General features: G+C 61.3%; 14 protein-coding genes. 4 read left to right on the top strand and 10 right to left on the bottom strand.

What is annotated here, in order from left to right:
• Window positions 1-43 precede the first annotated feature (43 nt).
• On the bottom strand, window positions 44-544 hold the full coding sequence (locus tag HEP89_RS08885; RefSeq protein WP_168691809.1) for a GNAT family N-acetyltransferase: 501 nt from the start codon (window positions 542-544) through the stop codon (window positions 44-46).
• Window positions 545-563: 19 nt separating this feature from the next.
• Window positions 564-1,154 carry a polyhydroxyalkanoate synthesis repressor PhaR gene (phaR, locus tag HEP89_RS08880; protein WP_023002599.1) on the bottom strand — a complete coding sequence of 197 codons (591 nt, stop codon included), beginning with the start codon at window positions 1,152-1,154 and terminating at the stop codon, window positions 564-566.
• Window positions 1,155-1,449: 295 nt separating this feature from the next.
• Here phaR and HEP89_RS08875 point away from each other — a divergent pair, with 295 nt between their 5' ends.
• Window positions 1,450-2,631 carry an acetyl-CoA C-acetyltransferase gene (locus HEP89_RS08875; protein ID WP_031270058.1) on the top strand — a complete coding sequence of 394 codons (1,182 nt, stop codon included), beginning with the start codon at window positions 1,450-1,452 and terminating at the stop codon, window positions 2,629-2,631.
• Window positions 2,632-2,751: 120 nt separating this feature from the next.
• Window positions 2,752-3,480, top strand: coding sequence for an acetoacetyl-CoA reductase (gene phbB / locus HEP89_RS08870; RefSeq protein ID WP_023002597.1), 729 nt, complete (start codon window positions 2,752-2,754; stop codon window positions 3,478-3,480).
• Window positions 3,481-3,527: 47 nt separating this feature from the next.
• Here phbB and HEP89_RS08865 read toward each other — a convergent pair whose 3' ends face one another.
• Window positions 3,528-4,271: a DUF3299 domain-containing protein gene (locus tag HEP89_RS08865; protein WP_168691808.1), complete on the bottom strand. Its 744-nt coding sequence runs from the start codon at window positions 4,269-4,271 to the stop codon at window positions 3,528-3,530.
• 139 nt (window positions 4,272-4,410) lie between these two features.
• On the opposite strand from HEP89_RS08865, the gene HEP89_RS08860 reads away from it, so the two are divergent.
• The gene (locus tag HEP89_RS08860) at window positions 4,411-5,052 is read left to right on the top strand and encodes a septation protein A (protein WP_023002595.1); all 642 of its coding nucleotides are present in this window, start codon (window positions 4,411-4,413) and stop codon (window positions 5,050-5,052) included.
• A 93-nt stretch (window positions 5,053-5,145) separates the two neighbouring features.
• On the opposite strand, the gene HEP89_RS08855 is transcribed toward HEP89_RS08860, so the two are convergent.
• The 4 genes from HEP89_RS08855 to HEP89_RS08840 all read right to left on the bottom strand — a co-directional run bounded on the left by HEP89_RS08855 (window position 5,146) and on the right by HEP89_RS08840 (window position 8,074).
• On the bottom strand, window positions 5,146-5,568 hold the full coding sequence (locus HEP89_RS08855) for a hypothetical protein (protein WP_055660102.1): 423 nt from the start codon (window positions 5,566-5,568) through the stop codon (window positions 5,146-5,148).
• A 188-nt stretch (window positions 5,569-5,756) separates the two neighbouring features.
• Window positions 5,757-5,942, bottom strand: a complete 186-nt coding sequence (gene rpmF / locus HEP89_RS08850; RefSeq protein ID WP_006936667.1) for a 50S ribosomal protein L32 — start codon at window positions 5,940-5,942, stop codon at window positions 5,757-5,759.
• 181 nt (window positions 5,943-6,123) lie between these two features.
• A complete protein-coding gene (gene mtgA, locus HEP89_RS08845) occupies window positions 6,124-6,867 on the bottom strand; it encodes a monofunctional biosynthetic peptidoglycan transglycosylase (RefSeq protein WP_023002593.1) in 744 nt (247 codons plus the stop codon).
• The gene (locus HEP89_RS08840; protein WP_168691807.1) at window positions 6,860-8,074 is read right to left on the bottom strand and encodes a cyclopropane-fatty-acyl-phospholipid synthase family protein; all 1,215 of its coding nucleotides are present in this window, start codon (window positions 8,072-8,074) and stop codon (window positions 6,860-6,862) included. The genes mtgA and HEP89_RS08840 overlap by 8 nt, the downstream gene beginning before the upstream one ends.
• Window positions 8,075-8,264: 190 nt before the next feature.
• On the opposite strand from HEP89_RS08840, the gene HEP89_RS08835 reads away from it, so the two are divergent.
• The gene (locus tag HEP89_RS08835) at window positions 8,265-9,125 is read left to right on the top strand and encodes a polyprenyl synthetase family protein (RefSeq protein WP_286201040.1); all 861 of its coding nucleotides are present in this window, start codon (window positions 8,265-8,267) and stop codon (window positions 9,123-9,125) included.
• 107 nt (window positions 9,126-9,232) lie between these two features.
• Here the strand turns inward: HEP89_RS08835 and HEP89_RS08830 are convergent, their stop codons facing one another.
• The 3 genes from HEP89_RS08830 to HEP89_RS08820 are packed head-to-tail and all read right to left on the bottom strand — an operon-like array spanning window position 9,233 to window position 12,189.
• Window positions 9,233-10,177 carry a prephenate/arogenate dehydrogenase family protein gene (locus tag HEP89_RS08830; RefSeq protein ID WP_197923176.1) on the bottom strand — a complete coding sequence of 315 codons (945 nt, stop codon included), beginning with the start codon at window positions 10,175-10,177 and terminating at the stop codon, window positions 9,233-9,235.
• A 6-nt stretch (window positions 10,178-10,183) separates the two neighbouring features.
• Complete coding sequence (gene hisC / locus HEP89_RS08825) at window positions 10,184-11,320, bottom strand: histidinol-phosphate transaminase (protein ID WP_023002589.1); 1,137 nt, start codon at window positions 11,318-11,320, stop codon at window positions 10,184-10,186.
• Window positions 11,317-12,189, bottom strand: a complete 873-nt coding sequence (locus HEP89_RS08820) for a chorismate mutase (RefSeq protein ID WP_055660523.1) — start codon at window positions 12,187-12,189, stop codon at window positions 11,317-11,319. The genes hisC and HEP89_RS08820 overlap by 4 nt, the downstream gene beginning before the upstream one ends.
• Between the last annotated feature and the right edge of the window lie 63 nt (window positions 12,190-12,252).

Genomic DNA, 12,252 nt, shown 5'->3' with positions numbered 1-12,252 from the left:
CGGGCTTCGGCACCGTCTCGGAAAACAGGTCACCTGCTTCCGCTCACGTAGTTTCCAGGGCTTTGCGATAGATATCCAACGGCCCCGAAGCCGATTGAAGTGTTTTGACCTGCTGCCAATCTCGTCTGAGGACGAGCGACCCGGCCGTTGCCGTTGCAGTCAGAATTTCCGGAAATCCGATCCTGGTGGCTTCCCGTTCTGCGGCAGCGATCAGCTTGATGCCGATACCTGCTTTCCGGAAATCGCGATGCACAAGCAATGCGGTCAGCCAGGCGCCGGAATAAAGGTCCGACCCCGGCGAGGTATCGCGCAGGGAGACCGTTCCCAACGGCCTGCGATTTCCGTCCAGCGCAACCAGACAGCGCGGCAGGCGAGCATTTGGCAGAAGGCACTTTTCCAGATCTTCCCGCGCATCGCCGGGTTGCCCCGGGCCATACCAATCGGCCCATTCCTCGACAAACCACGTCTCGAGGATTTTCAGCAACACGGGATCATCGCCAAGCGCAATGATGGCGATGTTCATGCGGTCCAGATCACGGCTCATTGCAGGTCGCGTAAACGCCTCAGGACTTTTCGCTGAGCTGGTTGATCTTTTTCTGCATGTCTTCCAGCTGGCGCTTCATGTCGTCGAGATCGTTCCCGCCGGACTTTGCCGGCTTGGCCTGGCTCGCCGGGTTGGCAGTCGCAGCCGGATCTCCCCCTGCGGCCGGAAAGGGCATGAACATCTTCATGGCCCGCTCGAACATCTCCGTGTTGCGCTTGACCTGGTCCTCGATGGCCTCGAACGCCGTTGCGCCGAAAGCTTCGCTCATTTGCGAACGCAGCTTCTCCTGCTCCTTGGTGAGCGAGGTCATGGAATATTCCAGGAAGCTCGGCACGAGTCCCTGCATGCTGTCGCCGTAAAAACGGATCAGCTGGCGCAGGAACGTGACCGGCAGAAGATTCTGCCCCTTGCCTTCCTGTTCGAAAATAATCTGGGTCAGGACCGACCGGGTAATATCCTCACCGGACTTCGCGTCATAGACGACAAAGTCCTCCTCCCCCTTCACCATCACCGCCAGGTCCTCAAGCGTGACGTAGGTGCTGGTGCCCGTGTTGTACAGGCGCCGGTTGGCGTATTTCTTGATGATTGTCGGCTCGTTGGTCTTGGCCATCCGTGAATTCCGCCTATCAGCCTTGTGGCTAGTTTCCCATTTGACGACAAGGCTTTCGCAGGCCTGTCATCTCCTCCGTGTAAGAGACTAAGCCAATCGTATCGGATCGTGCCAGCCTTTTTATGTGCGCTGACGAAAGGATTATACCGCAAATGCGAAAACAGGCCTTCGATACGGAGTGTTACGGTTGACACAAATCTCAGCGCAGTTTCTAGTCCATGCATAATAAGCATCGACAGGTGCCCCTGCGGCACCAGTCCACTACGGTCAATTGGCCTCAAGTCTGGAGAGTATGATGAGCGCTTTCACCGATATCGTCATTGTCAGTGCGACCCGCACGCCCGTGGGGTCGTTCAATGGCGCCTTTGCCAACACCCCGGCGCATGACCTCGGTGCCATTGTCATGAAGGCGGCCATGGAACAGGCCGGCGTCGAAGGCGGCGACATCGACGAAGTCGTGTTTGGTCAGGTTCTGACGGCCGGTCAGGGCCAGAACCCGGCGCGTCAGGCTGCCATTAAGGCAGGCATTGCCGATAGTGCGACGGCATGGACGCTCAACCAGGTCTGCGGTTCCGGTCTTCGCACCGTTGCCATTGCAGCGCAGCAGATCATCTCAGGCGACGCCACCATCATGATGGCAGGCGGCCAGGAAAACATGTCGCTGTCGCCGCACTGCGCCCACATGCGCGCCGGCTACAAGATGGGCGACTACAAGATGATCGACACCATGATCAAGGACGGCCTGTGGGATGCCTTCAACGGCTATCACATGGGCCAGACCGCCGAGAACGTCGCCGAAAAGTGGCAGATCAACCGCGACCAGCAGGACGAGTTCGCAGTTGCTTCCCAGAACAAGGCGGAAGCTGCCCAGAAGGCCGGCAAGTTCAAGGACGAGATCACCGCGGTAACCTTGCAGGAACGCAAGGGCGAGCGCGTCGTTGCCGATGACGAATATATCCGTCACGGCGCCACGCTGGAAAGCGTCGCCAAGCTGCGCCCGGCCTTCACCAAGGACGGTTCCGTGACCGCCGCCAACGCCTCCGGCATCAACGACGGTGCAGCCGCCATTCTGGTGATGAGCGCCGCCGAAGCCGAAAAGCGCGGCCTGAAGCCGCTCGCCCGCATCGCCTCCTGGGCAACTGCGGGTGTCGATCCGGCAATCATGGGCTCCGGCCCGATCCCGGCATCGCGCAAGGCGCTTGAAAAAGCCGGCTGGTCCGCTGCCGATCTCGACCTCGTGGAAGCCAACGAAGCCTTCGCCGCTCAGGCTTGCGCGGTCAACAAGGACATGGGCTGGAACCCGGACATCGTCAACGTCAACGGCGGTGCGATTGCCATCGGCCACCCGATCGGTGCGTCCGGGGCTCGCATCCTGACCACCCTGCTGCACGAAATGAACCGCCGCGACGCCAAGAAAGGCCTTGCAACACTGTGCATCGGCGGCGGCATGGGTGTCGCCATGTGCCTGGAGCGCTAAGCCGCAAAGGCAAAGAAGGATCATGGCCGGGCCTCCGGCCATGATCGGGAACAGCAAACAAGACTGAATTGATGTCAGAGAGCCCAAAGGGCCCGGAACTGGAAGTCAGGAGGAAGGGGAATGAGCAAGGTCGCATTGGTCACGGGTGGTACGCGCGGTATCGGCGAAGCAATTTCGCGGGGTCTGAAAGACGCAGGCTACACCGTGGCGGCCACATATGCCGGCAACACCGAAAAGGCCGAAGCCTTCAAGGCCGAGACCGGTATCCACGTTTTCAAGTGGGACGTTTCCGATCCTGACGCCTGCGCGGCAGGCATTGCCCAGGTGGAAAGCGAACTGGGTCCGGTGGAAGTGCTGGTCAACAATGCGGGCATCACCCGCGACGGCATGTTCCACAAGATGAGCTTCGAGCAGTGGCGCGAAGTGCTGTCGACGAACCTCGATTCCATGTTCACCATGACCAAGCCGGTGATCAACGGCATGCGGGAACGGTCTTCGGGCCGCATCATCAACATCTCTTCCATCAATGGCCAGAAGGGCCAGATGGGCCAGGCGAACTATTCCGCGGCCAAGGCCGGCGTGATTGGCTTCACCAAGGCACTGGCGCAGGAAAACGCCTTCAAGGGCATCACCGTCAACTGCGTCTGCCCGGGCTACATCAACACCGACATGGTTGCCGCCATGCCGGAAAAAGTGCTGCAGTCGATCATCTCGGGCATCCCGGTCGGCCGCCTCGGCCATCCGGAAGAAATCGCCCAGACGGTGGTCTACCTGGCGTCCGACGCCGCCGCCTTCATGACCGGCGCGGTGATGACCATCAACGGCGGCCAGTACATCGCCAACGGCTGAGCCCAAAAGCTCAATCACAGGAAAAGGCGCCCGTTGCGGCGCCTTTTTTATGGGTGCTTCCAGGAGTTTTCCGGAACGGGCCCCTTGAAGAACTTCCAGATCCGGCTCATCGGGTCCGGGGTGGTCTCCTCACCCAGGCTTTGAGCGCCTGTGACCTCCATCTCGAAGGCTGCAATCATGTCGACCTGACCGTCCAGAAGCGTGATTTCCTGTCGGGTTGTTTTCAAGGACAAGCGCCCGGTTAGCCGGACCGGTTCATAGACATACTCCGCCCTCCAGCCTGTCGACAGCCGGTACCGGATCATCTGGTTGGGATCGGGCGCCGGCATGTGGCTGCACATGCCCTGCTCGGGAACAAGGTAGCCGGCGATTACCTCATCGCTGCCGGGTTCCTGCACGGGGATCACATACCCGGTAATCTCGATGTCCCTCCCGGCCAGAGCCTTGTTGCCGGCAAGCGACGCAGCAGCCCGTTTCTTCGCAACCTCGAAGCGTTGCGACAGCAATTTGTCCGTCGGCACGCCGGCCGCTGCAAGCTGCGCCTCTTCCTGCTGAAGACGACGTTTCAGCGTTGAACGGTCCGCGTCAGTCGCAGTCATCTCGTCCAACTGCTGGCGAAGCCGCAGCACCGTGCCCAGCGACCGCAGCTCTGTGCCGCTCAGCGCGGCAAAGGGGTCCTCATAGGCTGCGGCCTCCGGATCCTTGAGCTGGTCCCAACGAACAGGCATCGCCGCGAAGGCAGAGACCGTAAACAGCAAGGTGGCTGCAAGGCACAGCATCCAACGTTTCATCTTCACGCTTCCCGGCGCCTCTCTACTGGCCCTGAAATTTTCCGGCTCTATTTTCCGAATCGGACCGGGGTCCTTGACCCTGGCACCCTCCATCACCTATGTCCGGAAGCAGACTTCCTGAACAGGATAACGGAAAAACATGGAATTCGAACACGCCCCGAACGACCCCACCCGCAAGGAACTTTCCCCGCTCCTGAAGCTGGCGCTGGAATTGGGACCGCTCGGCGTGTTCTTCCTGTTCAATGCCCGCGGCGAACAGATCGCAGCGGCCTTCCCCGTGCTGCAACAGGTCGGCAAGCCTATCTTCCTGGCAACTGCCGCCTTCATGGTGGCCATCAGCATCTCGCTGGTCGTGTCACTGTGGCTGACGAAGCGCCTGCCGATCATGCCGCTGGTGTCCGGCGCGGTGGTTCTGGTTTTCGGCGCCCTGACGCTGTGGCTGCACGACGAACTGTTCATCAAGCTGAAGCCGACCATCGTCAACTGCCTGTTCGGCACGGTTCTGCTGGGCGGATTGCTGTTCGGCAAGGCGCTGCTCGGCTACGTCTTCGACAGCGCCTTCCGGCTGACGGACGAAGGCTGGCGCAAGCTGACATTCCGCTGGGGCGTGTTCTTCTTCGTGCTTGCCGCGATCAACGAGATCGTCTGGCGCAGCTTCTCGACCGATTTCTGGGTCAGCTTCAAGGTCTTCGGCATCATGCCGATCACCCTTGTCTTCACCCTGACCCAGCTGCCTCTGATCCAGAAACACGCGATCGTCGAGGACGGCAAAGACGCCTGATCCCTTCGGTCATGGCACTGCTCCCTCATTCCGGTTCTGCGCTCGGCCACGTCACCCTTGTCCGGAATAGCGGCGGTCGGCCGGCAAGCAGTCTTAGTGCATGTCCCCATGGCCGAAGGAAACGTCCCGCCGCGCGCCGGTGATGGAGATCGAGAACCCCGCGATCACGTCGATCAGGGAGATCGCCATCAGGATGAAGAACAGCGACGTCGCCGCGGGCTGCAGCACCAGGAACTCCACCAGGTAGGCGACGAACACCAGCACCGAGAACATGTGGTCCAGCAGGGCCGTCGTGCCGATGCGGGTCGCCTTCAGAATTTCGATGAACAGGAAGAACAGCCCGACCGTGATGAGCAGATCGCTCGCCAGAAGCTCGAAGGTTGCGCCGGAAACCATCTGTATGGTGATCATCGGCTGCGCCCAGAAGCCAGGCTCTCCCGCGCCCACCGTGAAAGCAAGGGCGTTATAGATCAGCAGCGAGAAAAGCGTGAAAGGAACGGCTGAAAAAAGGCGCATGAACGGCTCCCGAATTCAAGGACACCCGAAGCGGGCGGAAATCGGAGCGAGCTGACACGATCTTGATAGCCAATTCAAGGCGCTGAAAAGAAAAAGGCCGGCCCGTCGAAACAAGGCCAGCCTCAATCTTGATTTGCCATGCGGCGATCCGGTCCGGACGCTACCTGCATTCACGAAGAATACGGGTGTTATGCGTCGTCTTTTGCGGAAAGGATCTGACGGCCCCGGTACATGCCGGTCTTCAGGTCAACGTGATGCGGACGGCGCAGTTCGCCCGAATCCTTGTCCTCGACGTAAGTCGGCTGCTTGAGGGCGTCCGCGGAACGGCGAAAACCGCGCTTGGAGCGCGAGGTTTTTCTCTTTGGAACGGCCATTTTGTTTTTCTCCGTGGTCCATAACCGCGCGGCCCGGACCGGGTTAGCCCGGGGCGTGGCGTCACGCAGCGTGTTGGAATGCGCGGCGTTATACAGGCAACGCCAACGTTTTGCCACCCCATAGAGAAAAAATTCTTGGTCTGGATAGAACAGGCGGTGGCGAAGCGCTATCCACCTTCGTCTATTTCCCCAGAACACAGCCGAAAATCGGCCCCGCGCCTTTCACACGGGCCAGGTTCGTGCCGGCCAGTTTCCGGTGTCCGGAACCTGGTTTGGCGGGGTTCCGGCCACGTGGATTTGGCAAGGCTGTCGCCAATCTGGCAGCTTCGGTCCGTGTCAGGTCCTTGGCGCTCTTGCCGAACCAGGCCTGCGCGGCCGCTTCGGCGCCGAAGATACCCTCGCCCCACTCGGCAATATTGAGGTAGATTTCCAGGATCCGCTTCTTCGTCAGTATCGCATCCAGCATCAGGGCCAGCGGCAGTTCCAGCCCCTTGCGGATGTAGGACCGCTCGCCCCACAGGAACAGGTTCTTGGCGGTCTGCATCGTGATGGTGCTTGCGCCGCGAGGCTTCTCGCCTTCGCTCAGTGCTTCGACCTGATCCTGAAGCGCGTCCCACTCGACGCCGTCGTTTTCGCAAAAGCCGCTGTCTTCCGAAGTGATGACCGACCGGACGAGGTTTGGCGAAATCTGCTCAAGCGGTACCCACTGCCGGTCGACCCACAGAAACTGGACATAGCGCCCGATCATCAGCGTGCTTATGGGCGGCACGACGGAATAGATGACGGTGAGAACAGGCGGAAGCAGGACAAGGACCAGCAGCAGCTGCAACAAGCGCTTGCGGACAAGGCCGATCATGCCACGGCGGCGCCCCGGCGCGCCCCCGGAGCCTGACTTTCCACCCGTTGCAGGTTTGACCCTAACCATTCAGTTCCCGTTCGTTATCGACGATGAAGTCGCGGACAATCGGCACGGCATCCCTCTCCTTCGACAGGAGGAGCTGGAAGACCATGTTGGATCCGTGCAGGAAACCCAGCTCGACCGCACAGAGATAAAACTCCCACATACGGCAGAAAGTTTCGTCATAAAGATCAGCGGCAATCGCCCTCTTGTCTTCAAAGCGAATGCGCCAGTCGCGAATGGTGTAGTAGTAGTGCAGCCGCAGGATTTCCGCATCGCAGACCCATAACCCAAGCCGTTCGGTAGACGCAAAGACTTCCGACAGCGCAGGAACGTAGCCCCCGGGAAAAATATACTTGCGAATAAAAGGCCCCGTCGTGCCCGGAGGCGTCATGCGACCGATGGAATGCACGACCGCATAGCCTTTTTCGGTCAGGCATCTGCGGATCTGGCCGAAATACTCGTCGAGATGGCCGATGCCGACATGTTCCATCATGCCGACCGAGATGATCCGGTCGAATTGCCCTTCGAATTCCCGGTAATCCATCAGAACGAATGTCACCTGGTCCTCAAGACCCGCAGCGCGCACGCGTTCTTCGGCGATCTTCACTTGCTCTGGCGAGACGTTGAGCGAGGTAACCTTTGCACCGGCCTGAGCCATGCGAATGGCGAGCGATCCCCAGCCGCCGCCGATTTCAAGAACTTCCATCCCTGGTTTCAGGTCCAGCTTGGCGACCAGATGGGCCAGCTTGGCCGCCTGGGCTTGTTCCAGCGTGTCGTCAGGCGAGGTGTAATAGGCACAGCTGTAGTTGAGGCCCTCATCCATGAACAGCCGATAGAGGTCGGTTGACAGGTCATAGTGATGCCGCGCCTGCGACTTTGCCCGTTCGACGCTGTTCTGCTGCTGGCGCCGCCGCAAGAGCTTCCAGCCCTTCCGCAGCAGGCCCTGTACGGGATTGGCCCCAAGCGGCGCCCTGTTGATGGAAAACAGGAACATGAAGTCATAGCAGGTCGACCCTTCCTCCATCGTCAGGGTTCCATCCATATAGGCTTCGCCCGCGGCCAGCTCCGGATTGAGAAAAAGGGATCGGTAAAGCTTTTTGTCATGCAGCCGGATGGTCACTGTCGGACCGTCCTCGCCCGACCCGAATTCGTGCACGGCACCCGCGACGTCGATCACACGCATGCGCCCGCGCTTGATGAAGGATCGCAGAAGGCTCGACAGCAGTTTCATGGAAAAATCTCCAAATGGGTCAGTTTGAAAAGATCGGGCAGGTAGCTCCCGCATTTTTTTGAAATTCGAGCCTTGACGATACAGAGAATTGGTTTCAGGGAAACCCGGACTTTGAAAATGTTGCCGATCCGTCCCGGAGCCAATCGTGACCCTTGACCCAAACCAGCATCTGACATTCCAGGCCAAGTTTGTGGAGGCCACGCTGGAAACGCTTCTGGCCACCCAGGCGCTGCCGGATGAAACCGTGCGCCCCCCAAGGCTGCTTGCCGCCATGCGCCACGGCGCGCTGAATGGCGGCAAGCGACTGCGGCCGGTTCTGGTTATGGAGGCTGCCAATCTGTTCGGGCGGGCGGATGACGGCGTTCTGCAGGCCGCCTGCGCGCTGGAACTGATCCATTGTTATTCGCTGGTCCATGACGACCTGCCAGCCATGGACGACGACGATCTTCGCCGGGGCCAGCCAACCGTGCACAAGGCCTATGACGAGGCGACCGCCATCCTGGCCGGCGATGCGTTGCTGACGCTCGCCTTTGACGTGATCACGGGCGAGGCGGTGCATGCGGATGCAGCCGTGCGCCTGCGGCTATCGCGCGAACTGGCCCGCGCGTCGGGCATCGGCGGCATGGCGGGCGGGCAGATGCTCGACCTGGAGTCCGAACACCGCGAGCGCTCCGAAGCGGAGATTCGCCAGCTTCAATCCATGAAGACCGGTGCGCTGCTACGCTACGCCTGCCGGGCGGGCGCCATTCTGGCGGATGCAGCGGAAGCGGATATCGACCGGCTGACCCGCTTCGGTGAAGTGATCGGCCTTGCCTTCCAGCTCGCAGACGACCTTCTGGACGTGGAAGCCAGCGCGGAAACAATGGGCAAGGCCACCGGCAAGGATGCGGAGGCCGGCAAGGCGACGCTTGTAGGCCTCTGGGGCGCCGACAGGACGCGCAACGAGCTTGGCCGGCTGGTGGAGGAAGCCGAAACGCTTCTCGCGCCCTACAGCGGCCGTGCGGCGATCCTGAGCGCCCTTGCCCGTTTCATCGTCAACCGGACCAACTGACCAGACAAAAAAGCCCTTGAGGGTCGAGCGATCCTCAGGGGCTAGAATGCAATGGGGGCTCAACGCCCGGGAAATTCTCTGGCAAGACCGGTTCCTGATGGAAGCGGTCACTCTGCCGGTGCGCCGGCCTTGTCCTTGGCATGACGGCCGAAGTCGGGGGCGTCGGTTTCCTGACCGGCCTCGATGATCGAGCGGCGGATACCCCGGGTGCGGGTGAAGAGGTCGAACAGCATCTGGCCATCGCCCCAGCGGATTGCCCGCTGAAGGGCGGAAAGATCTTCGGAAAACCGCGCCAGCATTTCCAGGATCGCGTCCTTGTTGTGCAGGCAGACGTCCCGCCACATGGTCGGATCGGACGCCGCCAGACGCGTGAAATCCCGGAAACCGGACGCCGAATACTTGATGACTTCCGACTTGGTGACCGTCTCCAGATCGTCCGCGGTGCCGACGATGTTGTAGGCAATCAGATGCGGCAGATGCGAAACGATGGCCAGCACCAGGTCGTGGTGTCTGGCGTCCATCGTGTCGACGTCGGAACCGCAGGCGCGCCAGAAGGCGCTGAGTTTTTCGAGGGCCTCGGGATTCGTGTCCTCTGCCGGTGTCAGGATGCACCAGCGCTGGTCGAACAGCGTCGGAAACCCGGCATCGGGTCCGGACTGTTCGGTCCCGGCAATCGGGTGACCCGGAATGAAATGCACGCCCTCGGGCACATGGGGGCTGACCTGGTCGACGACGGAGCCCTTGGTGGAACCCACATCGGTCAGGATCGCGCCTTTTTTCAGCGCAGGCGCAATCCACTTGGCAATGGCCTCATTGGCACCCACCGGCGCGCAGAGGATCACCAGGTCGGCCCCCTCCACCGCCACGGCGGCGTCGAGCGCATAACTGTCGCCCAGGCCCAGCTCCTCCGCCCTTTGCAGGGTATCCGCAGACCGGGTGGAAATCGCGATTTCCTTGACCAGGCCGCGTTCGCGGGCGACCTGTGCGAGCGAGGAACCGATCAGGCCGATGCCGATCAGGGCCATGCGCTCGAAAATGGGGGCAACAGTCATGTGTTCTTATTTCTGTTCCAGAAAGTCCTTCAGGTGGCCAATGATGGCCCGGTTGGCGTCTTCCGAGCCGATCGTCATGCGGATCGAGTTCGGCAGCCCGTAATTGCCGACCATGCGCAGCACGCAGCCGCGCTCCAGCAGATAGGCATCGGCATCCGCCGCGCGCTTGCCGTCCTCGTCGGGGAAGTGAACCAGCACGAAATTGCCGACGCTCGGCGTCACCTTCAGGCCGAGCTTTTCCAGCTCCGCCGTCACCCAGGGCAGCCAGGTGTCATTGTGCTCGATCGAGCGCGTGACGAAATCACGGTCACGAACAGCGGCCATACCGGCGGCAATCGCCATGCCGTTGACGTTGAACGGACCCCGGATGCGGTTGAGCGCATCGATCACATGGGCCGGACCGAAGCCCCAGCCGAGACGCAGATTGGCAAGGCCGTAAATCTTGGAGAAAGTCCGCGTCATGATGACGTTGTCGGACGTTGCTGCCAGCTCGAGACCGCTTTCATAGTCGTTGCGGCGGACATATTCCGCATAGGCGGCATCCAGAACCAGCAGGACGTTGGCCGGCAGGCCCTCATGCAGCCGCTTGACCTCCTCGAACGGCAGATAGGTGCCGGTCGGATTGTTCGGGTTGGCGATGAAGACCATGCGGGTCTTGTCGGTGACCCTTGCCAGGATCGCATCGACATCCGTCGTCAGGTCCTTTTCAGGCGCAATCACCGGCGTTGCCCCGGCGGCGCGGATGGCAATGTCGTAGACCAGGAAGCCGTGTTCGGAATAGATCGCCTCGTCGCCCTGGCCGAGATAACCGTAGGCGATCAGGCTGAGAACCTCGTCGGACCCGGCGCCGCAGATGATGCGGTCGGGATTGAGGCCGTAGACTTCGCCGATGGCCGCACGCAGTTCGGCAGAGGATCCGTCCGGATAGAGTTCCAGGTTCCGCGCCACGGCTTCAATGGCCGCGCGGGCAGCATCGCTCGTGCCGAGCGGTGTTTCGTTGGACGAAAGCTTGTGAACGGTCTTGCCGTGGCTGCCCTTGGACTTGCCGGGAACATAAGGCGCAATATCCAGAACGCCCGGCCGCGGCTGCGGACGGTTTGCGGTTGCCTTGCCGGCTTCAGTCACTGTCGTCATCTCGTTCATCCCTGAGGCTCCTCGTCCTCGGCAGCAAATGTGTCGTCCGGATCGCCATTCCCGTCGATCGGTGCGGCGTAGCCGCCGACACGTCTCAAAACTTCCGGGGCGGCGCCTGCGGCGAGGCAGGCGGCGCGCACATCCTCTTCCGTCAGCTCGCCGGAAATCGCAAGCAGTGCGTCGACACCGGCGGCGGACCGGAAGAAACTGAGCACTTCAATGCCTTCGTCCATCAGGTTGCCCGGCAGAAGATCCGACCAGCGGGCGTCATAAACCGCAATATCGGCGTTGTCGATCATGCTGTCGGCCTTGGCCAGCACAAGCGCCGGCAGGTCGGCGGGACGCTCGTCCAGAATGACGAAGGGCAGCCGCGCCCGCACCAGTGCGCCGGATTCGCTGAGGCCACGCCACCAGGGCAGCTCCGCCCGGTCGATCAGTGCCACAAGGCCCAGGTCACCGGCTGACGCCGTCACGGCGCCGACCACGTCGGCCGCATCGCTTCCCGGCACCAGCTCCACGGAAAAACCGAAGTAGAAACGCGCCAGGTCGAGCATCTCGATCAGATCGGCGCTGCCGTCCAGATGGACGGCGGTATCTGCCTGCAGGCTGGTGCAGGCACAGATGAGATCACGCCAGATGTGTTCGACGGTTGCCAGCGGCAGGTCGCCCTGGTGGCGCTCCACCATCTGGCGCATCAGGTCGGCGTCACGTTCGGGTTGAAACAGGGCGGGTGCAGCTCCTGCGGCGCGGCCGGCAGCCTGGATACCGGCTTCGGCCTGGGCGCGTTCCATCAGGGCGGTGTGGATGCGTGCATCGATCTCGTCGACCCGTGTCCTGAGGTCGTCCAACGACAGCCCGCTGTCCGGCAAGTGAGACATGAGGTGGCTCCGGCCTTCGTTTGGGTTCAGCGGCGCATAGTCATAGGCATGTGATTGCCCAAA

Origin of the sequence: Labrenzia sp. 5N (assembly GCF_012395805.1) — a bacterium.
Taxonomy (GTDB): domain Bacteria; phylum Pseudomonadota; class Alphaproteobacteria; order Rhizobiales; family Stappiaceae; genus Roseibium; species Roseibium algicola.
Note: the sequence above shows the minus strand (reverse complement) of the source record. Positions and strands in the feature narration are given on the sequence as shown.